Origin of the sequence: Streptomyces sp. Isolate_45, from assembly GCF_024721315.2 — a bacterium.
Classification (GTDB): domain Bacteria; phylum Actinomycetota; class Actinomycetes; order Streptomycetales; family Streptomycetaceae; genus Streptomyces.
Genome location: NZ_JANFAK020000001.1, coordinates 103,178 through 122,630, shown reverse-complemented (window position 1 = coordinate 122,630; position 19,453 = coordinate 103,178). Strand labels below are relative to the sequence as shown.

The following is a 19,453-nucleotide window of genomic DNA, read 5'->3' as shown; positions in this document are numbered from 1 at the left end:
GCCCCGGGCCGGGCCTCGGCGACCGCGTCAACGGCCGTCTCAGCGGCGGCCGAGGACCTCGGCGATCCGGACGAAGCCGTCCGCCCCGTGGCCGAGCCCGACGGCGCGGCGGGCCATGCCCTCGGCGGCGCGCATCACGCCCGCGTCGATGCCGTGCGCCTCCGAGGCGTGGACGATGTGGGCCATGGACGACACCGCCGAGGTGAGGGGGTTGCCCTCGCCGGAGAAGGTGCCGTCGTCCACCTCCGGGGCCGTCTCCTCGAAGAGGGGCGGCAGGATCGCACCGATGCCCGCGGCGAACGGGGCCAGTTCCCGCGCCGTGATGCCCTCGGCCCGGGCCACCGCCAGGGCGTGCGCCCAGCCGGCCATGGCCGTCCAGAAGATGTCGAGCAGCGCGATGTCGTACGCCGCCGCGCGGGCGGTGTCCGCCCCGAGGTGGGTGTGGGTGCCGCCCAACGCGTCGAGCACGGGGCGGAGTTCCTCGTACAGGTCCTGCGGGCCGCTGTGGAGGAACACCGCGTGGTCCGTGCCGATGGTGGTGGTCGGCGTCATGATCGCGCCGTCCAGGTAGCGGATGCCGTGCCGGTCCGCCCACCGCGCGGTGTCCCGGGCCCGGTCCGGGGTGTCGGCGGTCAGGTTCACGAGGGCGCGGCCCTTCAGCGCCGAGGCGACCGCCCCGGGACGCAGCACGGAGTCCACCGCGTCGTAGTTCACCACGCACACCACGGTCAACGGGCTCGCGGCGACGGCCTCCTCGGCCGACGGGGCGACGACCGCCCCGCGCTCGACGAGCTCCCCCTCCCGCCCGGGGGTGCGGTTCCAGACGGTGGTGCGCAGACCGGCGTCGAGGAAGGCGCCGGCCAGGGACCGGCCCATGGGTCCCAGACCGAGCACGGTGACGGCAGACTGTTCGAAGGATGCGGGGGTGGACGTGGACATGGTTCAACTCCCGGTAAGAGAAGGACGCGACGACTACGGATCGGGAACGGGGCGGGGATGACGCGCGGTCGGGCGCAGGACACGGAGGTCTGCGGAGTGACGGCGGCGATCGCGGTGATCGACGGCAAGTGGAAGACCGCGCTGCTGTGGCTGCTGGAATCGGGCCCGCACCGCCCGGGCGAGCTGCGCCGGCAGTTGCCGGGCCTGAGCGAGAAGGTGCTGACTCAGGCGCTGCGCGAGATGCGGGCGGACGGCCTCGTGCACCGGCAGGTGCACGACGTGCTGCCGCTGAAGACCGAGTACTCCCTGACGGACTTCGGCCGCGAGCTCTCCGAGGCCCTGGGCCCGGTCTCCGACTGGGGCCACCGCCGCCTGGAGCGGCTCACCGGCGTCGGCGAGGAACGCCCGCCCTCCTGACGTACGCCCTCCTGACGTACGCCCACCTGCCCACCCCCGCCCTTCTCGGCCCGTTTCCCGGCGGCCCCTCGGCCGCCCGGAACAAGCCTGGCCCGGGAGCGGGGGCCTGCCAAGTACCCACTAAAAGGTGGGTACGGGTGCCCCGGGTCCCGGCTCCCGGGTCGCGGAACCGGCGGCCGGCCCCTGGGAAGGGCCGGCCGCCGGTGGGGCCGGGGTCGGTGGGGCCGTCGTCGGCTACCGCTCGCGGGGCTGGTTGAACCGGAGCATGTTGCCCGCCGGGTCCCGGAAGGCGCAGTCGCGGACGCCGTACGGCTGGTCGACCGGTTCCTGGAGGACCTCGCCGCCGGCGGCCCGGACCCGCTCGAAGGTGGCGTCGACGTCGTCGGTGGCGAAGATGACGCCGCGCAGCATGCCCTTGGCCAGCAGTTCCGCCATGGCCTGCTTGTCGGCCGCGGAGGCGTTCGGGTCGGCCAGCGGCGGTTCGAGGACGATCTCCACGTCCGGCTGTGCGGGGGACCCGACGGTCACCCAACGCATCCCCTCGAACCCGACGTCGTTGCGGACCTCCATGCCGAGGACGTCGCGGTAGAAGGCGAGCGCCTTGTCGTGGTCGTCGACGGCGATGAAGCACTGCGAGAGCTTGATGGTCATGCCCTCGACGTTACGAGCCGCCGGCCCTTCCCGCTTCTCCGTTCCTGACCGGTTCGCGGTTTCCGCCCGCGGCGCCGTTCCCGGCCGGTTCGCCGGTCCTGGGCGGGCGCGTGGCCACCTTGGCCACGCAGGCCGGGATCGCGGCGCCCGCCTCGTGGGAGCGCGCCCGGTACGCGCTCGGCGTCTCGCCGACCAGCTCGGTGAAGCGCGAGCTGAACGAGCCGAGCGAGGTGCAGCCGACCTCGAAGCAGACCTCGGTCACGCTCAGGTCCCCCCGCCGCAGCAGTGCCTTCGCCCGCTCGATGCGGCGGGTCATCAGGTACCCGTACGGCGTCTCGCCGTAGGCGGCCCGGAAGCTGCGGGAGAAGTGCCCGGGGGACATGAGGGCGACGCGGGCCAGCGCCAGCACGTCGAGCGGCTGCGCGTAGTCCCGGTCCATGGCGTCCCGAGCCCGCCGCAGCCGTACGAGGTCCTCCAGATTCACGCTCCCAGCATCCCACGCGGACCCTGCCCCGACCGAGGTGCGCGCTTTTGCAAGCAGGCGCTTGCAATAGTTAGCAGGGTGCGGCAGGATCGGGGCATGGCATCGCTCAACGTCGGAAACCTCGGCGAATACCTCCGTGACCAGCGGCGGCAGGCCCAGCTCTCGCTGCGGCAGCTGGCCGACGCGGCGGGGGTGTCGAATCCGTACCTGAGCCAGATCGAGCGCGGGCTGCGCAAGCCGAGCGCGGACATCCTCCAGCAGCTGGCCAAGGCGCTGAGGATCTCCGCGGAGACGCTGTACGTGCAGGCCGGAATCCTGGACGAACGGGACCGCGACGAGGTGGAGACGCGAGCCGTCATCCTCTCCGACCCGTCGATCAACGAGCGGCAGAAGCAGGTGCTGCTCCAGATCTACGACTCGTTCCGCAAGGAGAACGCGCTGGACACCGAGGCGGCCGCCGACGCCGCCCCCGGCCCGGCCGCGGACTCCGGTGCCATTGCCGACGACGGGGACCTGCCCCCTACGAACCGACTGTGATCCGGGAGGACCAGCACATGGCCATCGCCGATGACCTGAAGAAGACCCTCACCGACCCCACCCCCCTCTACTTCGCCGCGGGCACCGCCGACCTCGCCGTCCAGCAGGCGAAGAAGGTGCCCGGCCTCATCGAGCAGCTGCGCGCCGAGGCCCCCGCGCGGTTCGACGCCGTCGTGAACACCGACCCGAAGGTCGTCCAGGGGAAGGCCAAGGAGGCGCAGGAGGCGGTCACCGCCAAGGTCGCCGAGGTCTTCGGGGCGATCGACCCGAAGAAGCTGGGCGAGACCGCCCAGGACCTGGCGCTGCGCGGCGTCGGCGTGGCCGCCGAGTACGCGGTGCGTGCCAAGGAGACCTATGACAAGGTCGCCGAGCACGGCGAGCAGGCCGTCCGGGCGTGGCGCGGTGAGATCTCCGACGACATCGTGGACCTGGCCGACGTCGTGGAGCCCGACCCGAAGCCGGAGCCCGCGCAGGAGTCCCCGACCGAGGGCGAGGCCAAGGCCTCCGACGCCGAGGACGCCTCCGCCGAGGAGAAGCCCGCCGCGCGCAAGACCACGGCCCGCAAGAGCACGGCCAAGAAGGCCGCCGCCACGGCCGGCGGCGAGGCCTGATAGACGGGATCGGACCGGGCACCTGAGGGGTGCCCGGTTCGTTGTCGTTTGGGAAGGCGGCTCCGGCGGTAGCGTGGAGTCAGGCGTGCCGGACGGGAAAAGGCGGTTGGGACGATGCTGATGCAGGGGTTCGACAACGGGGTGCTCCCGCTGTTCGGCTACGCCATGCTGGCGCTCGCCGTCGTGGCGTTCGCCATGGCCGCGGTGCCGAGCGGGCAGGCCTACACGGCGGCCGACAAGCAGACCAAGACCTTCTGGCTGGTCATCCTGGGTGTCACCGTCGTGGTGGACTTCTTCCTGGCGATGCTCTTCCTACAGATCGCGGGTCTGGTGGCCACCATCGTCTTCTTCGTCGACGTCCGCCCCGCGCTCAAGCAGGTCACGGGCGGCGGCGGCAAGCGCCGCGGCAGCAGCAGCGACGGCCCGTACGGGCCGTACAACGGCGGCCGGTAGCGGTAGCGGGTAGCCGGAACGCGGGTCGGCCGGCCGGCCGGTCCGCTGATCCGTCGTTCGCCCGTCCGCAGTTCTCCGGTCCGGCTCAGCTCTCGTTGCGGGAGAGCAGGACGACGGCGACGTCGTCGGTGAGTTCGCCGCCGTTGAGGCGGCGGGCCTCGGTGACGGAGGCCTCCAGCAGCCCCTCACCGGTCAGACCCCGGTCCAGGTGACGGTTGATCATCTCGACCATCCCGTCCTGCCCGAGGCGCTCCTTGCCCTCGCCGATGTGGCCCTCGATCAGGCCGTCGGTGTAGAGCATCAGGCTCCAGGTGCCGCCCAGTTCGACCTGGCGGCGGGGCCAGCGGGCCCGGGGCAGCAGGCCGAGCGCCGGGCCGCTGTTCTCGTACGGCAGGAGCCGCGCCGGTCGACCCGGCCGGGATATCAGCGGGGCCGGGTGCCCGGCCAGGCACAGGCCGGCCCGGCGGCCGTCCGGGGCGATGTCCACCGTGCACAGCGTCGCGAAGATCTCCTCGCAGGGGCGCTCCACTTCGAGCACTTCCTGGAGCGTGGAGAGCAGGTCGTCCCCGCACAGGCCGGCCAGGGTCAGGGCGCGCCAGGCGATGCGCAGCTCGACGCCGAGGGCGGCCTCGTCCGGGCCGTGGCCGCAGACGTCGCCGATCATCGCGTGGACGGTGCCGTCGGGGGTGCGGACGGTGTCGTAGAAGTCGCCGCCGAGCAGGGCCCGACTGCGGCCGGGCCGGTAGCGGGCGGCGAAGCGGAGGTCGGAGCCCTCCAGGAGGGGCGTGGGCAGCAGACCTCGTTCCAGGCGGGCGTTCTCCTGGGCCCGCAGTTTCGATTCTGCAAGTTTGTACTGGGCGATGTCCGCCCGCTTTCTCTCGACGGCGTAGCGGATGGCGCGGCTGAGCAGCCGGCCGTCCAGCTCGTCGCGGAAGAGGAAGTCCTGGGCGCCGACGCGGACGGCTTCGGCGGCGCGCTCGGCGTCGGCCCCGTCGGTCAGTACGAGGACGGCGTGGCGCGGGGCCAGACGCAGCACCTGGCGCAGGGTCGCGAGACCGTCCTCGGCGTCCGCGCCGGGGAGCGACAGGTCGAGCAGCACGCAGTGCACGTCGGGAGTGAGCAGCCGCGCGGCCTCGGTGAGGTTGCGGGCGCTGCGCAGCCGGATGCGGTGGCCGTCGGCGTCGAGGATCTCGGGGACGGTGAGTCCGCCCGCGGGGTCGTCCTCGATCACCAGCAGGGTCAGTGACGCCTGGGGTGCGGGGGCCGGTGTGGGGGCCGGCACGGGGACAGGGCCCGGGCCGGGCGTCGCGGGGGTGACGGAAAGAACCGCCGGACCGCTTTCCACGGGCGGGGTGTTCCGCTGCCGCGGTACGGGTACGGGTACGGACATCGTCTCCGGTTCCTTCCCTCCCCCCGAGGGTGCGCTCATGCGCCGACCCTAGCGGGCGGGTGGCGGCGAACGGAATGGCGGTTCGGGGGAGGGCCTCCGTCATATGCCGTTATCGCGGGGGATAAGCGGGCCGATGGATGAGCAACGTCACGGAACCCCCACAACCCCGCCCCGCTCACCGAGACCCGCGCCCCACGGCCGAAACCCCTGTCGGGCCGCCGTACGTGACGTCGCACACCCCCGGACCCGTGCACCTCCCACCGCCCTTGCGCGTGATGCTGCACACTCCCGACCGTCGGGGGCCCGGAAGACCCCCTGCGCGTGACGCCGAACACCCTCACGAAGCCGGACCCTTGCACACCCGCGGACCAACGCCCCGCCGCCCGGAGCCGTCCGCGCGGGTTCCGCCGGGCCGACCCGTCGTCCGCCCGCGGGCTCACCGGGTCCGGCGCCGGCACCTGCCCTCGGACTCCATCGGGCCCGGCGGACGACGACCCCGCCGCGCTCACGGGCTCCGTCGGGCCGACCCGTCGTCCGCACCCACCCGCCCGGCCAGGGCCTACGCGTCGGGGCGGACCACGGCCTTGATCGGCATCGAGCCGACGCCCGCCATCGTCACGTTCCGCCCGGGACGCGGCGCGTGGACCATCGCGCCGTCCCCGACGTACATGGCGACGTGGCTCGCGTCGTCCCAGTAGATGATCAGGTCACCGGGGCGTATGTCCTTCATCGCGACCTTCGGCAGCAGCCGCAGCTGCTCCTGCGAGGTGCGCGGGATGCCCTTGCCGGCAGCCAGCCAGGCCTGCGAGGTCAGACCGGAGCAGTCGTACGAGCCCGGCCCGGTGGCGCCCCACACGTACGGCTTTCCTATCTGCGCCGTCGCGAACTGCACCGCCCGCTTCCCGGCGTCCGTCGCCGAGCCCTTCGCGTCCTTCAGCGCGCCCGTCGACAGCCACTGCGTCTGGGCCTTGTACTGGGCTTCCTGCTCCAGCTGGAGCAGCCGGGCCTTCTCCTCGGCCTCCAGCTTGTTCTCCAGCTCCTCCGCCGCCTTGATCTTCTCCTCGATCTCCTTCTTGGCGGCTTCCTGCTTGGCCCGGTTCTCCTCCATCTTCTGCCAGAGCGCGCCCGCGTCCTTGGCGTACCGCTCCAAGTCGCCCTGTGTCCGGTTCAGTTCGGACAGCAGGTCCGTGGTGGCCTTCTCGCCCTGTCGCAACCGGTTCGCCCCGTCGAGGAACTGGCTCGGGCTGTCGCTCAACGCCAGTTGCGCGCCCGGCGGCAGGCCGCCCGAGCGGTACTGGGCGCGCGCCGCGGCGCCCGCGCGGGACTTCAGGCCGGAGATCCGGTCCTGGCCGGCGACGACCAGCTTCGCGATCTCCACGATCCGCTCGGACTGGGCCTTGGTCTCGCTCTCCGCGAGGTTGTACGCGTCCGTGGCGCTGCCGGCCTGCCGGTACAACCCCTCTATGTCCTTGCGGATCTGCTCCAGCGACTTGGCGCCGGGCGCCGGCACGACGGGTGCCGGGGGCGGGGTGGCCGGCGCCGAGGGCGCGGGGGGCGGGACGGGGGCGGTCGGAGCCGCGTACGCGGTGCCCCCCGCGATGGCGGGGGCCGTCAGTATCGCCATCGCGCACAGCAGTGTCAGGGTCGATGCCCCGTGCCGACGCGACGCTCGCTTCACGGTCCCCATGGCTCCCCCAGGCGCCCCGAGTCCGACCGGACGACAGGTGCCTCACCCGACATCAGATCTGACTATTCATCAGTAACTTGTCACTGTCTCCGGGATGGTGCCACGACTCGGTGAATTCCAACACCCTCCCGGGTCACGGTCCGATCATGACCGGCCACGCCCCGCCCACCCCTGCCGACTCAACGGGTCGCCCGGGGCTCCGGTTCCCCGTGGCGCGAGGTTCACCCCACCGGGCGCAACGCCTCCCACCGCACCGTCAGTTCCCCCTGCCTCCAGCGCACCGGGCCGTCCGCCAGGGGCCAGTCCGCGGCCAGCGCGCGCGCCGTCCGGATCCACCGCTGCCGCGCCCCGTACGAGGCGTACGGGGCCGAGGCCGCCCACGCCCGGTCGAAGTCCCGCAGGAAGGCGTGGACCGGCTCGCCCGGCACGTTCCGGTGGATCAGCGCCTTCGGCAGCCGCTCCGCCAGGTCCGACGGACGTTCCAGGGAGGCCAGCCGCGCCGCGAAGGTCACCGTGCGCGCCCCCTCCGGTCCCAGCGCCACCCACACGTGCCGCCGGCCGATCTCGTCGCACGTCCCCTCCACGAGCAGCCCGCCCGGGGCCAGCCGCGCGCAGAGCCGCTCCCACACCTGGGCGACCTGTTCCTCGTCGTACTGGCGCAGCACGTTCGCCGCGCGGATCAGGGCCGGGCGCTCGCCCCCGTCCAACGGCACCTCGAAGCCGCCGTGCCGGAAGCTCAGCCCGTCCCGCTCGTACGGCTTGGCCCCCGCCACCCGCGCCGGCTCGATCTCGATGCCGACCACCCGTACCGCCGGCGCCGCCTCCCGCAGCCGCGCCAGCAGCTCCACAGCCGTCCAGGGAGCCGCCCCGTACCCGAGGTCCACCGCCACCGGCGCGTCCGCCCGCCGCAGCGCGGCTCCGTGCGCCGCCGCGATCCAGCGGTCCATGCGGCGCAGCCGGTTCGGGTTGGTCGTCCCCCGCGTCACGGTGCCCACGGGGCGCTTCGGGGGCGGTGGAGTGCTGCGGGAGGCCATGCGCCGAGCCTAAGCGGAGGGTGCTCGTCGGATAAAAAACCGGCAAACAGCGAAGGAAAGTCCACCCGCCCCGGAATGCGGGCGACGCCCGTCCGGGTTGCACTCCTTGCAGGGGCGCCCACAGCGCCCCCGCAGCCATGCCGCCCTGCGGGGCGGTCCGCCACCACCGTCCGTGCGCGTCGTCCCAGCGCGTCGTCCGAGCGAGAGGAACTGCTCCCTTGAGCCAGTACGTGTCCCGTCTCGGCGGCAGCATCAGCGGACGCATCGCCGCCGCCCGCAGCACCCGCCACGACACGCCCCGGCTGCGCCTGCCGGCCGTCGGCCACCACCGCAAGCCGCGCCGCGTCGCCATGCTCAGCGTGCACACCTCACCGCTGCACCAGCCCGGCACCGGTGACGCCGGCGGCATGAACGTCTACATCGTCGAGCTCGCCAAGCGGCTCGCCGCGATCAACATCGAGGTCGAGATCTTCACCCGGGCCACCACCGGCGGCCTGCCGCCCGTGGTCGACCTGGCCCCGGGCGTCCTCGTCCGGCACGTCGACGCGGGCCCGTACGAGGGCCTCGCCAAGGAGGAGCTGCCCGCCCAGCTCTGCGCCTTCACTCACGGCGTCATGCAGGCCTGGGCCGGTCACCGCCCCGGCTACTACGACCTCGTCCACTCCCACTACTGGCTCTCCGGCCACGTCGGCTGGCTCGCCGCCGAACGCTGGGGCGTCCCCCTCGTCCACGCAATGCACACCATGGCCAAGGTCAAGAACGCGGCGCTCGCCGTCGGCGACACCCCCGAGCCGGCCGCCCGCGTCATCGGCGAGACCCAGATCGTCTCCGCCGCGGACCGCCTCATCGCGAACACCGCCGAGGAGGCCGACGAGCTCGTGCGCCACTACGAGGCCGACCCCGGCAAGGTCGCCGTCGTCCACCCCGGCGTCAACCTCGACCGGTTCACCGTCGCCGACGGCCGGGCCGCCGCCCGCGCCCGCCTCGGCCTCCCGCAGGACGCCGTGATCCCCCTCTTCGCCGGCCGCATCCAGCCGCTGAAGGCCCCCGACATCCTCCTGCGGGCCGTCGCCGAGATGGTCGGCCAGGACCCCTCACTGCGCCGCCGCCTCTTCGTCCCCGTCGTCGGCGGGCCCAGCGGCAGCGGCCTCGCCAAGCCGGAGGGGTTGCAGAAGCTCGCCGCGAAGCTGGGCATCGCCGACCTCGTGCACTTCCACCCGCCCGTGGACCAGGACCGGCTCGCCGACTGGTTCCGCGCCGCGTCCGTGCTGGTCATGCCGTCGTACAACGAGTCCTTCGGGCTCGTCGCCATCGAGGCCCAGGCCGCCGGTACGCCGGTCCTCGCCGCCGCGGTCGGCGGCCTGCCCGTCGCCGTCAACGACGGGGTCACGGGCATCCTCGTACCCGGCCACGACCCGGTGGACTACGCCCGTGAGCTGCGCCGCTTCGTCGACGAACCGGGGCTGGCCGACAGCATGGGCGGGCAGGCCGCGCGGCACGCGCAGTTCTTCGGCTGGGACACCGCCGCCGGCGGAACCGCCGACGTCTACACCGCGGCCATGCATGATCATCGCCGTCGCGTACGCTCCCACCATGGCTGACACCGCCGCGATCATCGAGAGCGTCCTGACCGGCGCGGAGCTGGGCTGGGAGAGCCCCGAACCGGGCTCGTACGTCGTCCAGCTCCCCGGTACGCGCAAGCTGAGCACCACCTGCTCCCTGCGCGTCGGCAAGCACTCCCTCTCCGTCAACGCCTTCGTTATCCGTCACCCGGACGAGAACGAGGCCGGCGTCCACCGCTGGCTGCTGGAGCGCAACCTCAAGCTGTACGGGATGGCCTACGCCGTCGATTCGCTCGGCGACGTCTACCTGACGGCCCGCCTCCCGCTGTCCGTCATCACCCCGGACGACCTCGACCGGCTGCTGGGCACCGTCCTGGAGGCCGCCGACGGCGCCTTCAACACCCTGCTGGAGCTCGGCTTCGCGGGCGCGATCCGGCGCGAGTACGAGTGGCGCGTCTCCCGCGGCGAGTCGACCCGCAACCTGGACGCCTTCAAGCACCTGACCCGGCCGTCCCGCACGGGCGAAGAGGCGACTGACGACGCGACGCCGCCGGACGCCTGACGCCGCCGGACGTCTGACGCCGCCGGACGTCTGACGCCTGACGCCGGAAGTCCGACGCCGCCGGAAGCCCGCCGCCGGCGCGAGCCGGCTCCCGTGGGGAGCCGGGGCTATGCCGCCGGCGCCGCCGCGACCGACCTCGCGTCACCCGCGCCCACGACGGCGACCGCCTCGACCGCGACCGCCTGCTCGCCCTTCCCGCCGACAGCCCGCTCGGCCCGCTCGGCCCGCTCGCCCTTCCCGCCGGACCCGGCGTCCTCCGGCAGGTTCCGCATCAGCAGCCAGTACCCCAGCGCCGCGACCGTACCCAGCACCCCGGTGGTCGCCCACAGCCAGTCCGCGCCCAGCCGGTCCAGGACGATCCCGGCCATGAGCGGGGCCACCAGCGAGGCCACCGCCCAGGACATCGTGTACATCCCCTGGTAGCGCCCCCGCCCGTGCACCGGCGACAGCCGGACGACGAGCCCCATCTGGGTCGGCGAGTTCACGATCTCCGCCAGCGTCCACACGCACACCGTCAGCGCGTACGCCCACAGCGGCCCCGCGAAGGCCGTCATCGCGAACCCGTACCCGGCCAGCAGCGCCGAGGCCACCAACAGCTTGCGCGGGTCCCGGTGTTCGATGAACCGCGTCACCGGGATCTGGAGCACCACGATCAGTAGTCCGTTGGCCGCGATGACCAGGCCGTACTCGGCCGGCGAGAACCCGGCCGCACCCATCGCCGCGGGCAGCCCCACCGAGCCCTGGGTGAAGATCAGCGAAATGACGAAGGACAGCCCGACGACCCCCATGAACCGGCGGTCCCGCAGCACCGTCCCCATGCCGACCTCCGGCTCGGCGGCGAACCCCTGCCCGACGGCGCTCCGCTCCGGCCGCGACTCCGGCAGCTTCACGTAGACCAGCACCGCGCACACCAGCGTCAGGGCCGCCTCGCCCAGGAAACCCGCCAGGTAGCTGTACTCCGCCACCAGACCGGCCACCGCCGCGCTGATCCCGAAGCCGAGGTTGATCGCCCAGTAGTTCAGCGCGAAGGCCCGTACCCGGTCCTCGGGCCGGACGATGTCCGCCATCATCGCCGACACCGCCGGCCGCGAGGCGTTCGACGTCATCCCGACCAGCAGGGCCACCGCCGCGATCGCCGCCGGATGCTCCATGAACCCCAGCAGCGCCACCGAGAACGCCGTGGACGCCTGCGCCACCAGCAGCGTCGGACGCCGACCCAGCCGGTCGGTCATCACCCCCGCCACCAGCGACGAGACCACCCCGCCGAGCCCGTGCAAGGCGACCACGAGCCCCGCGAACGTGGCCGAGTAGCCCCTGTCCAAGGTCAGGTACAAGGTCATGAAAGTGGCGACGAAGGCCCCGAGCCGGTTGACCAGCGTGCTCGCCCACAGCCACCAGAACGCCCTCGGCAGACCCGACACGCTCTCCCGGGCAGCCCGTCTCAGGCTCTCAACGGACATAAGGATCCCCCCGGGGACGCGTAAGTGGCTCTATCGGTCTCGGCACATTACGATCCAAGATCCTTCGACGGCCACTCGATTGTCACCATCCGTCAATCGAAGGCCGTCCACGCCGCGCGCGAGTGCCCCGGGGAGTCCATTAGGCTCGTACGCATGGCCGACGCACCGTACAAGCTGATCCTGCTCCGTCACGGCGAGAGCGAGTGGAACGCGAAGAACCTGTTCACCGGCTGGGTGGACGTCAATCTCAACGAAAAGGGCGAGAAGGAGGCGGTCCGCGGCGGTGAGCTGCTCAAGGACGCCGGCCTGCTCCCCGACGTGGTGCACACCTCGCTCCAGAAGCGCGCGATCCGCACCTCCCAGCTCGCGCTGGAGGCCGCCGACCGCCACTGGATCCCGGTGCACCGCTCCTGGCGCCTGAACGAGCGCCACTACGGCGCCCTCCAGGGCAAGGACAAGGCCCAGACCCTCGCCGAGTTCGGCGAGGAGCAGTTCATGCTGTGGCGCCGCTCGTACGACACCCCGCCGCCGGCCCTCGAGGACGGCACGGAGTTCTCCCAGTCCGGCGACCCGCGCTACGCGACGATCCCGCCGGAGCTGCGCCCGCGCACCGAGTGCCTCAAGGACGTCGTCGTCCGGATGCTGCCGTACTGGTACGACGGCATCGTCCCGGACCTCCTCGCCGGCCGCACCGTCCTGGTCGCCGCCCACGGCAACAGCCTCCGCGCCCTGGTCAAGCACCTGGACGGGATCTCCGACGAGGCCATCGCCGGCCTGAACATCCCGACCGGCATCCCGCTGGCCTACGAACTGGACGCCGCGTTCAAGCCCCTGAACCCGGGCGGCACCTACCTCGACCCGGACGCCGCCGCGGCCGCCATCGAGGCCGTCAAGAACCAGGGCAAGAAGAAGTAATCGTCGCGATCACGCCTCCCACCCGCGCGTACGGCGCGGGGCGGGAGGCGTTTTCGCGTTCCCGGGTACCGGTGCGCCTCCCCCGGGCGGGGGAGGGGGGCGGTCCGAGCGCACGATGTGGGGCGGTCGCCGGTCGCCGCAGGATGGGTTCATGACCCGATCCCGCAAGAAGCAGGTGGCCGCCGGCCTCACCGCGTGCCTCGGCGCCCTCGCCTACACCGTCAGCAAGGTGGACCTTGCGAGGAAGGGCGAGTTGGGAATGCCGGGCTTTCCCGCGCCGACCGCGGCCTACGCCGGCGTCGCCGACGTCGGCACCGCCCAGCTGGCCAACGCGGCCCTCGGCCTGCTGATGGCCGTCGTCGCGCTGCTCCTGCTCCGCCTGCCCCGTACCCGGCTCGTCCGATGGCCGGCGCTCATCGTCTCCTGGGCGGGAATCGCGATGGTCGGAGCGGGCGTTCTCGGCTTCGGCGCCCGCGCGGCGGGCCTGGCACCGGCGCTGGGGGCACGCCCTCCCCACCTGCCCACCGCGCTCGCGGCGCTGCTGGTCGGCGGCGTGTGGGTGGCGGCCTGGACCGTCGCCGCGGTCGCCGCCTCAAGAACGAGAAGGAGTGACCCGCATGCGCCGAAGGCCCGTGGTGTGTGATGCCTGCGAGCACCTGCGGCGGCGCCGCGATCCCGACTCCCGAACCACGGCCGACCGGTACGTGACCTACTGCGCGGCCTTCCCGGAGAGCGTTCCGGTCGACATCCTTCCCGGTGGGTTCGATCACCGACGTCCCCATCCCGGGGACGGAGGGGTGACGTTCGCGCTGAAGGACGGCAAGGAGAGGATCCTGGCCCTCTACGAGGCCACCGTGCCGGAGGCCGCAAGGCTCGGGCCCGCGTGAAGTGCCGTTTCGGCGTTGAAGTTGATCGGCCGTACGGGTGATCGATTCGTTTCTGCGCTGGGCCGGGGGCTCGGTGCGCGGCTACAACCTCGGTCATGATCAAGAACTTCGTGCGGCGCGGTCTGCCCGCGCTCGCCCTCGCCCTGCTACCCGTCATGGCCTCCGTACCGGCCGACGCCGCCCCCGCGGCCCCTGCCGCCCTCGCCGCCCCCGCCGGGCCCGGTGTCGCGCGCAGCGACGCCCACTTCCACGCCCCCGCCACCCTCCGCAAGAACCAGGCGTGGACCTCCGGCAACGGCCGGACCGTCCTGCGCGTGCAGGGCGACGGGAACTTCGTCCTCTACAAGGACGGCAACCCCGTCTGGCAGGCCCCCGACGTGTGGCCCAAGGCCGAGACCGCCGTCATGCAGGAGGACGGCAACTTCGTCGTCTACGACCGGTCCGGCAACCCCGTCTGGGCGGCCGGGACCTGGAGGAGGGGCCGCTACCTGGCCGTCCAGGACGACGGCAACGTCGTCGTCTACGACGGAGGCGGTCGGCCGGTCTGGGCGACCAACACCGGCGACTGAACCCGTAGCGGCGGCTGAACCCCGTCACGGGCGATCGAACCTCCGGCAGGACCCGGCGGCGGCAAGGCGAAGGGCCCCTCCCCGGGACACGGGAAGGGGCCCTTCCGGAACGGCCGGGTTCAGCCGCCGCACTGGCAGGGGGCACCGGACTGGCAGCCGCAGCCGCAGCCCGATCCGCAGCCGCAGGCCGCGAGCAGGGGCAGGCGCAGCGGCTCGGGCCGCTGCGGCTGCTCCTGTTCCGGGGTGATGGGGACGGGGGAATCGGGCATGGATCCTCCTCGTGGGGGCACGCACGGCAGGTCGTACGGGTACGCGGTTGCCTTCGCCTCATTCATGCCCAGCCACACCGGCGCGTCAACGGCGCATTGGGGCGAGCCGCCGCACACGGGGTTCGAACGACCGCGCCGCCGAACCCGCGACGGTGCCCGCCGAACCCGCGACCGGCTCCGCGACAGAACCCGCGACCGAAGTCCCGGCCCCCGCCGCCCCGTTGTCAGACCCCGTCGACCTGCGTCGGCTGCTGCAGCTCGTCCGCGTGCTCGCCCGTCACCAGGTAGACCACGCGCTTCGCGACCGACACCGCGTGGTCCGCGAACCGCTCGTAGTAGCGGCCCAGCAGCGTCACGTCGACCGCCGTCTCGATGCCGTGCTTCCAGCGGTCGTCCATCAGGTGCTGGAACAGCGTGCGGTGCAGCTGGTCCATCTCGTCGTCGTCCTGCTCCAGCTGGAGCGCCAGGTCGACGTCCTTCGTGATGATGACCTCGGCCGCCTTCGCCATCAGCCGCTGCGCCAGCTGCCCCATCTCCAGGATGGTGGCGTGCAGGTCCCGCGGCACGGCGCGGTCCGGGAAGCGCAGTCGCGCCAGCTTCGCCACGTGCTGGGCGAGGTCGCCGGAGCGCTCCAGGTCGGCGCTCATCCGCAGCGACGTGACGACGATGCGCAGGTCCGTGGCGACCGGCTGCTGGCGGGCCAGCAGCGCGATCGCGCGGGCCTCCAGGTCGTGCTGGAGGTCGTCCACCTTCTGGTCGGCGGCGATGACGCTCTCCGCGAGCTTCAGGTCGGCGTCGAGCATGGAGGTGGTGGCCCGCCCGATCGCGGAACCGACGAGCCGGGCCATCTCGACCAGGCTTTCTCCGATCGAGTCCAGTTCCTCGTGGTACGCGTCCCGCATTGGTGTCCCTCTCTCGCCGACTCGCCTACTGCTGCGTGGCTTCTTGCCCCACGTTGACACGTTCGGCCCTGAACGCGTCCGACTCCGGCATCACAAGTGAATCAACCCCGTCGCCAGGGTGAACTCTGGGCGACGAGTGTTCGAGGTGCCACCCGAACGGCTGTGGAAGTGCCGTCGTGCCTGCTTAACCTGGATGCATGGACGTGAACGCGGCGGTCGCCGCAGCTGCAGCGATCGCCGGTCTTTGCACCGGTGTGATCGCGATGCTGGCGTTCCGCTGGAGCGAGCGCGACCAGGCCCGCCCCACCCGGAGCTCCATGCGCCCCGACATCAACGCGGTCCTCCCGCCCGGCGTGGACACGGTCCTCTCCGTGCTCCGCTCCTCCGCCGTCGTCCTCGACGAGGGCGACGCGGTGGTCAAGGCCAGCTCGGCGGCGTACGCCCTCGGACTGGTCCGCGGCGGGAAGCTCGCCGTGGAACCGATGCTCCACATGGCCCGCGACACCCGCAGGGACGGAGAGATACGCCAGATCGAACTCGACCTCCCGAGGCGCGGCACCGGCCGCGGCGAGGCCCTCGCGGTCTCGGCGCGCGTCGCCCCGCTGGGCTCCCGGCTCGTGCTGCTGCTCGTCGAGGACCTCACGGAGGCCCGCCGCATCGAGGCGGTGCGCCGTGACTTCGTCGCGAACGTGTCGCACGAGCTGAAGACCCCCGTGGGAGCCATCTCCCTGCTGTCGGAAGCGGTCATGGACGCCTCCGACGACCCTGAGGCGGTCAGCCGCTTCGCGGGCCGCATGCAGATCGAGTCGGCCCGCCTGATCAACCTCGTACAGGAACTGATCGACCTCTCCCGGGTGCAGAACGACGAGGCACTGGAGGACGCCGAGCCCGTACGCGTGGACACGCTGGTGGCCGAGGCCATCGACCGCTGCCGCCACACGGCCACCTCCAAGCAGATCACCATGGCCGCCGGCGGCACCGCCGACCTGCGGGTATGGGGACACCGGGGGCAGCTGGCGGCCGCCCTCGGCAACCTGGTGGAGAACGCCGTCAACTACAGTCCGGCCCGCACCCGCGTCGGCATCGCCGCGCGCCGGGTGACCGCGCCGGGTGGAGACTTGATCGAGATAGCCGTGACCGACCAGGGCATCGGCATCCCGGAGAAGGACCGCGAGCGCGTCTTCGAGCGCTTCTACCGCGTGGACCCGGCCCGCTCCCGTGCCACGGGAGGAACCGGCCTCGGCCTCGCGATCGTGAAGCACGTGGCGGCCTCGCACGGCGGGGAGGTGTCGGTATGGAGCTCGGAGGGCCAGGGCTCCACGTTCACCCTGCGACTCCCCGAGGCACCCGCGCCGGCCCCCGCGCCGGCCGCAGCACCCGCCCGACCCCTGCCCGAACCAGAACCAGTCATCCCTGCCCCGGAGGTCCTTCCGTGACCCGAGTGCTCGTCGTCGAGGATGAGGAATCCTTCAGCGACGCCCTGTCCTACATGCTCCGCAAGGAAGGCTTCGAGGTCGCGATCGCGGCGACCGGGCCCGACGGGCTCGACGAGTTCGAGCGCAACGGCGCCGACCTCGTCCTCCTCGACCTGATGCTGCCCGGCCTGCCCGGCACCGAGGTCTGCCGGCAGCTGCGCGGCCGCTCCAACGTCCCCGTGATCATGGTGACCGCGAAGGACAGCGAGATCGACAAGGTCGTCGGGCTGGAGATAGGAGCCGACGACTACGTCACCAAGCCCTTCTCCTCGCGGGAGCTGGTCGCCCGCATCCGCGCGGTCCTGCGCCGCCGCGGCGAGCCGGAGGAGGTCACCCCGGCGGCCCTGGAGGCCGGTCCGGTACGGATGGACGTCGACCGGCACGTGGTCACCGTCGGCGGGGGCAAGGTGGACCTCCCGCTGAAGGAGTTCGACCTGCTGGAGATGCTGCTGCGCAACGCGGGCCGCGTGCTCACCCGCATGCAGCTCATCGACCGGGTGTGGGGCGCGGACTACGTCGGCGACACCAAGACCCTGGACGTGCACGTCAAGCGCCTGCGCGCCAAGATCGAGCCCGACCCGGGGGCGCCGCGCTACCTGGTGACGGTCCGCGGCCTGGGCTACAAGTTCGAGCCGTAGACCCGGAGCGCCGTGAACACCGGGGTCGCGCCGAACACCGGAGCGCCCCCGCCGACAACGGGGAAGGCCCCCAGCCGCATCGGCTGGGGGCCTTCCCCGTGTACGTGGTGCGTCCCGCGGCGAGGCCTCAGTGGCCGGCGCTGTGCGAGGCGGAGCCGGACGGCTTGCCCGACGGCGCGCCCGCGGCGCCCGAGGGCGAACCGGACGGGGAGCCGGACGGGGACCCGGACGGCGCGTTCGCGGGCACCCCGGAGGGCGAACCGGAGGGGGAGGCGGACGGGCCGGCGGAGGGCGCTGCCGGTGCCTCGGTCGGGCCGTAGCCCGCGTACATGCCGGAGGCCGGGACGATGAAGGCCTGGAGCGCGACGTCGCCGGTGCTGCTCAGGTCGAAGACGACCTCCTGCACGTTGCCGTCCTCGACGGCCGTGCGGCCGCCCTCGATCACGGCCGAGGCGTTGCCCTTGCCGCCCAGCACCACGGAGCCGCCGGCGGGCACGGTGATCTTGCCGGTGCCCTCCGCCGCCTTCAGGACGACCTTGGACTTGCCACCCTTGAGGGTGATGCCCTCCAGGGTCTGCGCCTTGGTGCCGTTGTTGAAGACGGTCGCGGAGACGACTGCCGGGCCCTTCTTTTCCTTCTCCGCCTGGGTGATCACCAAGGCGTTCTGGATCTGGATGTCGCCCTTGGTGGTGGCGGCGTTGTCCGGCTTGATCTGGAGAGTCTGCGCGTCGTTGCCCGCACCGCACGCGGCGAGCGAAGCGATCGAGAACACGACGGCAGAAGCGGCGAGGGCGCCGCGTCGAAGGCTGCGGCTCACGGCGGCGGCAACTCCTAGGACGTACGGACGGAAGGGTGGACGCTCGGGACGGCCGAGGTAAAGCCGCCCTAAGGGTGTGTCAGCGCGCTTAGGTTACCGAGCCGCCGCCCCGGCCCCGCACCCGACCCTCCGCAGCGGACGCACGGCCCTGGACCACTCCGGCGATCTTGCATTCCGGATATCGCCGGCGGGCCGCCCGGTGATCCCCGGTGATCAATTCCGGGATTCCCTCGAACGCCGCTCCGTGATCAATTGCGGATTGGGCCGGATCCCGCTCCGTGCGGGTGGCCGCCAGTCGAACGGAGTACTTCGGTTTCCGGCTTCGGAACCCGGCAAAACGGGACGTACGTCACTCCTGTGGACTGGTCCGCCAGGTGTAACGTGGTCGTTTCGCCCGGTCCGCACAACACCTCCGACCTGCGAATACCCCCCTCCGGAAGCCCTTCGCAGCACGTTCGAGTCGCTGTTGTCAAGCCCCGAGATGTGCCCTGACCTGCGAAAACGCCATTCATAACAGTCAGTTCTCGTGTTACCCTGGATAGCCACGGAAGGGGTACCTGTCACATGACGTTCAAGGTTGGCGACACCGTGGTCTATCCCCATCACGGGGCCGCGCTGATCGAGGCCATCGAAACTCGCCAGATCAAAGGCGTGGACAAGACCTACTTGGTGCTCAAGGTCGCCCAGGGCGACCTGACGGTTCGTGTGCCTGCGGACAATGCGGAGTTCGTCGGCGTTCGCGACGTAGTCGGCCAGGACGGGCTGGACCGGGTCTTCGAGGTGCTCCGCGCACCGTATGCAGAAGAGCCGACGAACTGGTCCCGGCGCTACAAGGCAAATCTGGAGAAGCTCGCTTCTGGCGATGTCATCAAGGTCGCCGAAGTGGTGCGTGACCTGTGGCGTCGTGAGCGCGAGCGCGGACTCTCCGCGGGTGAGAAGCGCATGCTCGCGAAGGCTCGCCAGATTCTCGTCAGCGAGCTCGCGCTCGCGGAGAACACCAACGAGGACAAGGCCGAGGCCCTCCTCGACGAGGTTCTCGCGTCCTGACGCGAAAACCGTACACAGTTGTGCCGCGGTGCCCGATGACAAGCTCTCTCCTCCGCGAGGGAGCTGTTGCCGGGCGCTGCGGCATGTCTGTACCCACACCTTTTTTCTTGGCGTGCCGGGTTCGGGCAGCCCTGCTCGACCGGTCGT

General features: G+C 72.1%; 23 protein-coding genes. 13 read left to right on the top strand and 10 right to left on the bottom strand.

What is annotated here, in order from left to right:
• Positions 1–39: 39 nt before the first annotated feature.
• Positions 40–939 (bottom strand): NAD(P)-binding domain-containing protein, encoded by a 900-nt coding sequence (locus NOD94_RS00620; protein ID WP_281203660.1) that lies wholly within the window; start codon positions 937–939, stop codon positions 40–42.
• 57 nt (positions 940–996) lie between these two features.
• On the opposite strand from NOD94_RS00620, the gene NOD94_RS00615 reads away from it, so the two are divergent.
• Complete coding sequence (locus NOD94_RS00615) at positions 997–1,356, top strand: helix-turn-helix domain-containing protein (protein ID WP_281203659.1); 360 nt, start codon at positions 997–999, stop codon at positions 1,354–1,356.
• 234 nt (positions 1,357–1,590) lie between these two features.
• Here NOD94_RS00615 and NOD94_RS00610 read toward each other — a convergent pair whose 3' ends face one another.
• Entirely contained in the window at positions 1,591–2,007 is a 417-nt protein-coding gene (locus NOD94_RS00610; RefSeq protein WP_281203658.1) for a VOC family protein, read from the bottom strand.
• A gap of 10 nt (positions 2,008–2,017) precedes the next feature.
• Positions 2,018–2,491: a helix-turn-helix transcriptional regulator gene (locus tag NOD94_RS00605; protein WP_281203657.1), complete on the bottom strand. Its 474-nt coding sequence runs from the start codon at positions 2,489–2,491 to the stop codon at positions 2,018–2,020.
• 96 nt (positions 2,492–2,587) lie between these two features.
• Between NOD94_RS00605 and NOD94_RS00600 the strand changes: the two genes are divergently transcribed.
• The 3 genes from NOD94_RS00600 (at position 2,588) to NOD94_RS00590 (ending at position 4,092) form a co-directional block, all read left to right on the top strand.
• Positions 2,588–3,028, top strand: coding sequence for a helix-turn-helix transcriptional regulator (locus NOD94_RS00600; protein ID WP_281203656.1), 441 nt, complete (start codon positions 2,588–2,590; stop codon positions 3,026–3,028).
• 17 nt (positions 3,029–3,045) lie between these two features.
• Positions 3,046–3,639, top strand: coding sequence for a hypothetical protein (locus tag NOD94_RS00595; protein ID WP_281203655.1), 594 nt, complete (start codon positions 3,046–3,048; stop codon positions 3,637–3,639).
• Positions 3,640–3,753: 114 nt separating this feature from the next.
• Positions 3,754–4,092, top strand: coding sequence for a DUF2516 family protein (locus tag NOD94_RS00590; protein ID WP_281203654.1), 339 nt, complete (start codon positions 3,754–3,756; stop codon positions 4,090–4,092).
• An 85-nt stretch (positions 4,093–4,177) separates the two neighbouring features.
• Here the strand turns inward: NOD94_RS00590 and NOD94_RS00585 are convergent, their stop codons facing one another.
• The 3 genes from NOD94_RS00585 to NOD94_RS00575 all read right to left on the bottom strand — a co-directional run bounded on the left by NOD94_RS00585 (position 4,178) and on the right by NOD94_RS00575 (position 8,203).
• Positions 4,178–5,521, bottom strand: coding sequence for a fused response regulator/phosphatase (locus NOD94_RS00585; RefSeq protein ID WP_281203653.1), 1,344 nt, complete (start codon positions 5,519–5,521; stop codon positions 4,178–4,180).
• Positions 5,522–6,041: 520 nt separating this feature from the next.
• Positions 6,042–7,169 (bottom strand): C40 family peptidase, encoded by a 1,128-nt coding sequence (locus tag NOD94_RS00580; RefSeq protein WP_281203652.1) that lies wholly within the window; start codon positions 7,167–7,169, stop codon positions 6,042–6,044.
• 221 nt (positions 7,170–7,390) lie between these two features.
• A complete protein-coding gene (locus NOD94_RS00575; RefSeq protein WP_281203651.1) occupies positions 7,391–8,203 on the bottom strand; it encodes a class I SAM-dependent methyltransferase in 813 nt (270 codons plus the stop codon).
• A gap of 251 nt (positions 8,204–8,454) precedes the next feature.
• Here NOD94_RS00575 and mshA point away from each other — a divergent pair, with 251 nt between their 5' ends.
• On the top strand, positions 8,455–9,804 hold the full coding sequence (gene mshA / locus NOD94_RS00570) for a D-inositol-3-phosphate glycosyltransferase (RefSeq protein WP_281203715.1): 1,350 nt from the start codon (positions 8,455–8,457) through the stop codon (positions 9,802–9,804).
• Complete coding sequence (locus NOD94_RS00565; protein ID WP_281203650.1) at positions 9,797–10,327, top strand: YbjN domain-containing protein; 531 nt, start codon at positions 9,797–9,799, stop codon at positions 10,325–10,327. Before mshA ends, NOD94_RS00565 begins: the two co-directional genes overlap by 8 nt.
• 107 nt (positions 10,328–10,434) lie before the next feature.
• On the opposite strand, the gene NOD94_RS00560 is transcribed toward NOD94_RS00565, so the two are convergent.
• Entirely contained in the window at positions 10,435–11,787 is a 1,353-nt protein-coding gene (locus tag NOD94_RS00560; protein WP_281203649.1) for an MFS transporter, read from the bottom strand.
• A 153-nt stretch (positions 11,788–11,940) separates the two neighbouring features.
• Here NOD94_RS00560 and NOD94_RS00555 point away from each other — a divergent pair, with 153 nt between their 5' ends.
• The 4 genes from NOD94_RS00555 (at position 11,941) to NOD94_RS00540 (ending at position 14,158) form a co-directional block, all read left to right on the top strand.
• Positions 11,941–12,702: a phosphoglyceromutase gene (locus NOD94_RS00555; RefSeq protein WP_281203648.1), complete on the top strand. Its 762-nt coding sequence runs from the start codon at positions 11,941–11,943 to the stop codon at positions 12,700–12,702.
• Positions 12,703–12,853: 151 nt separating this feature from the next.
• Positions 12,854–13,345 (top strand): hypothetical protein, encoded by a 492-nt coding sequence (locus NOD94_RS00550; RefSeq protein ID WP_281203647.1) that lies wholly within the window; start codon positions 12,854–12,856, stop codon positions 13,343–13,345.
• Positions 13,320–13,589, top strand: coding sequence for a hypothetical protein (locus tag NOD94_RS00545; RefSeq protein WP_281203646.1), 270 nt, complete (start codon positions 13,320–13,322; stop codon positions 13,587–13,589). The genes NOD94_RS00550 and NOD94_RS00545 overlap by 26 nt, the downstream gene beginning before the upstream one ends.
• Before the next feature lie 95 nt (positions 13,590–13,684).
• Positions 13,685–14,158: a hypothetical protein gene (locus NOD94_RS00540; RefSeq protein ID WP_281203645.1), complete on the top strand. Its 474-nt coding sequence runs from the start codon at positions 13,685–13,687 to the stop codon at positions 14,156–14,158.
• Between the two features lie 119 nt (positions 14,159–14,277).
• Here NOD94_RS00540 and NOD94_RS00535 read toward each other — a convergent pair whose 3' ends face one another.
• Complete coding sequence (locus NOD94_RS00535; protein WP_281203644.1) at positions 14,278–14,427, bottom strand: hypothetical protein; 150 nt, start codon at positions 14,425–14,427, stop codon at positions 14,278–14,280.
• Positions 14,428–14,651: 224 nt separating this feature from the next.
• Positions 14,652–15,329: a phosphate signaling complex protein PhoU gene (gene phoU, locus NOD94_RS00530; RefSeq protein WP_042813786.1), complete on the bottom strand. Its 678-nt coding sequence runs from the start codon at positions 15,327–15,329 to the stop codon at positions 14,652–14,654.
• Between the two features lie 197 nt (positions 15,330–15,526).
• On the opposite strand from phoU, the gene NOD94_RS00525 reads away from it, so the two are divergent.
• Together NOD94_RS00525 and NOD94_RS00520 are read left to right on the top strand one after the other, a co-directional pair.
• Positions 15,527–16,765: an ATP-binding protein gene (locus NOD94_RS00525; RefSeq protein WP_281203643.1), complete on the top strand. Its 1,239-nt coding sequence runs from the start codon at positions 15,527–15,529 to the stop codon at positions 16,763–16,765.
• The gene (locus NOD94_RS00520; RefSeq protein ID WP_037795450.1) at positions 16,762–17,442 is read left to right on the top strand and encodes a response regulator transcription factor; all 681 of its coding nucleotides are present in this window, start codon (positions 16,762–16,764) and stop codon (positions 17,440–17,442) included. The genes NOD94_RS00525 and NOD94_RS00520 overlap by 4 nt, the downstream gene beginning before the upstream one ends.
• Positions 17,443–17,569: 127 nt before the next feature.
• Here the strand turns inward: NOD94_RS00520 and NOD94_RS00515 are convergent, their stop codons facing one another.
• Complete coding sequence (locus NOD94_RS00515) at positions 17,570–18,259, bottom strand: DUF461 domain-containing protein (protein ID WP_281203642.1); 690 nt, start codon at positions 18,257–18,259, stop codon at positions 17,570–17,572.
• Between the two features lie 564 nt (positions 18,260–18,823).
• On the opposite strand from NOD94_RS00515, the gene NOD94_RS00510 reads away from it, so the two are divergent.
• On the top strand, positions 18,824–19,306 hold the full coding sequence (locus NOD94_RS00510) for a CarD family transcriptional regulator (RefSeq protein WP_003953493.1): 483 nt from the start codon (positions 18,824–18,826) through the stop codon (positions 19,304–19,306).
• Positions 19,307–19,453 lie beyond the last annotated feature (147 nt).

Bases quoted from the DNA above. Each gene is read 5' to 3' on its own strand.
- phoU (WP_042813786.1), bottom strand. From the start codon at position 15,329: ATGCGGGACGCGTACCACGAGGAACTGGACTCGATCGGAGAAAGCCTG.
- NOD94_RS00620 (WP_281203660.1), bottom strand. From the start codon at position 939: ATGTCCACGTCCACCCCCGCATCCTTCGAACAGTCTGCCGTCACCGTG.
- NOD94_RS00550 (WP_281203647.1), top strand. From the start codon at position 12,854: ATGACCCGATCCCGCAAGAAGCAGGTGGCCGCCGGCCTCACCGCGTGC.
- NOD94_RS00560 (WP_281203649.1), bottom strand. From the start codon at position 11,787: ATGTCCGTTGAGAGCCTGAGACGGGCTGCCCGGGAGAGCGTGTCGGGT.
- NOD94_RS00585 (WP_281203653.1), bottom strand. From the start codon at position 5,521: ATGAGCGCACCCTCGGGGGGAGGGAAGGAACCGGAGACGATGTCCGTA.
- NOD94_RS00555 (WP_281203648.1), top strand. From the start codon at position 11,941: ATGGCCGACGCACCGTACAAGCTGATCCTGCTCCGTCACGGCGAGAGC.
- NOD94_RS00580 (WP_281203652.1), bottom strand. From the start codon at position 7,169: ATGGGGACCGTGAAGCGAGCGTCGCGTCGGCACGGGGCATCGACCCTG.
- NOD94_RS00595 (WP_281203655.1), top strand. From the start codon at position 3,046: ATGGCCATCGCCGATGACCTGAAGAAGACCCTCACCGACCCCACCCCC.
- NOD94_RS00565 (WP_281203650.1), top strand. From the start codon at position 9,797: ATGGCTGACACCGCCGCGATCATCGAGAGCGTCCTGACCGGCGCGGAG.
- NOD94_RS00600 (WP_281203656.1), top strand. From the start codon at position 2,588: ATGGCATCGCTCAACGTCGGAAACCTCGGCGAATACCTCCGTGACCAG.
- NOD94_RS00610 (WP_281203658.1), bottom strand. From the start codon at position 2,007: ATGACCATCAAGCTCTCGCAGTGCTTCATCGCCGTCGACGACCACGAC.
- NOD94_RS00535 (WP_281203644.1), bottom strand. From the start codon at position 14,427: ATGCCCGATTCCCCCGTCCCCATCACCCCGGAACAGGAGCAGCCGCAG.
- NOD94_RS00540 (WP_281203645.1), top strand. From the start codon at position 13,685: ATGATCAAGAACTTCGTGCGGCGCGGTCTGCCCGCGCTCGCCCTCGCC.
- NOD94_RS00575 (WP_281203651.1), bottom strand. From the start codon at position 8,203: ATGGCCTCCCGCAGCACTCCACCGCCCCCGAAGCGCCCCGTGGGCACC.
- NOD94_RS00590 (WP_281203654.1), top strand. From the start codon at position 3,754: ATGCTGATGCAGGGGTTCGACAACGGGGTGCTCCCGCTGTTCGGCTAC.
- NOD94_RS00615 (WP_281203659.1), top strand. From the start codon at position 997: ATGACGCGCGGTCGGGCGCAGGACACGGAGGTCTGCGGAGTGACGGCG.
- NOD94_RS00545 (WP_281203646.1), top strand. From the start codon at position 13,320: ATGCGCCGAAGGCCCGTGGTGTGTGATGCCTGCGAGCACCTGCGGCGG.
- NOD94_RS00525 (WP_281203643.1), top strand. From the start codon at position 15,527: ATGGACGTGAACGCGGCGGTCGCCGCAGCTGCAGCGATCGCCGGTCTT.
- NOD94_RS00510 (WP_003953493.1), top strand. From the start codon at position 18,824: ATGACGTTCAAGGTTGGCGACACCGTGGTCTATCCCCATCACGGGGCC.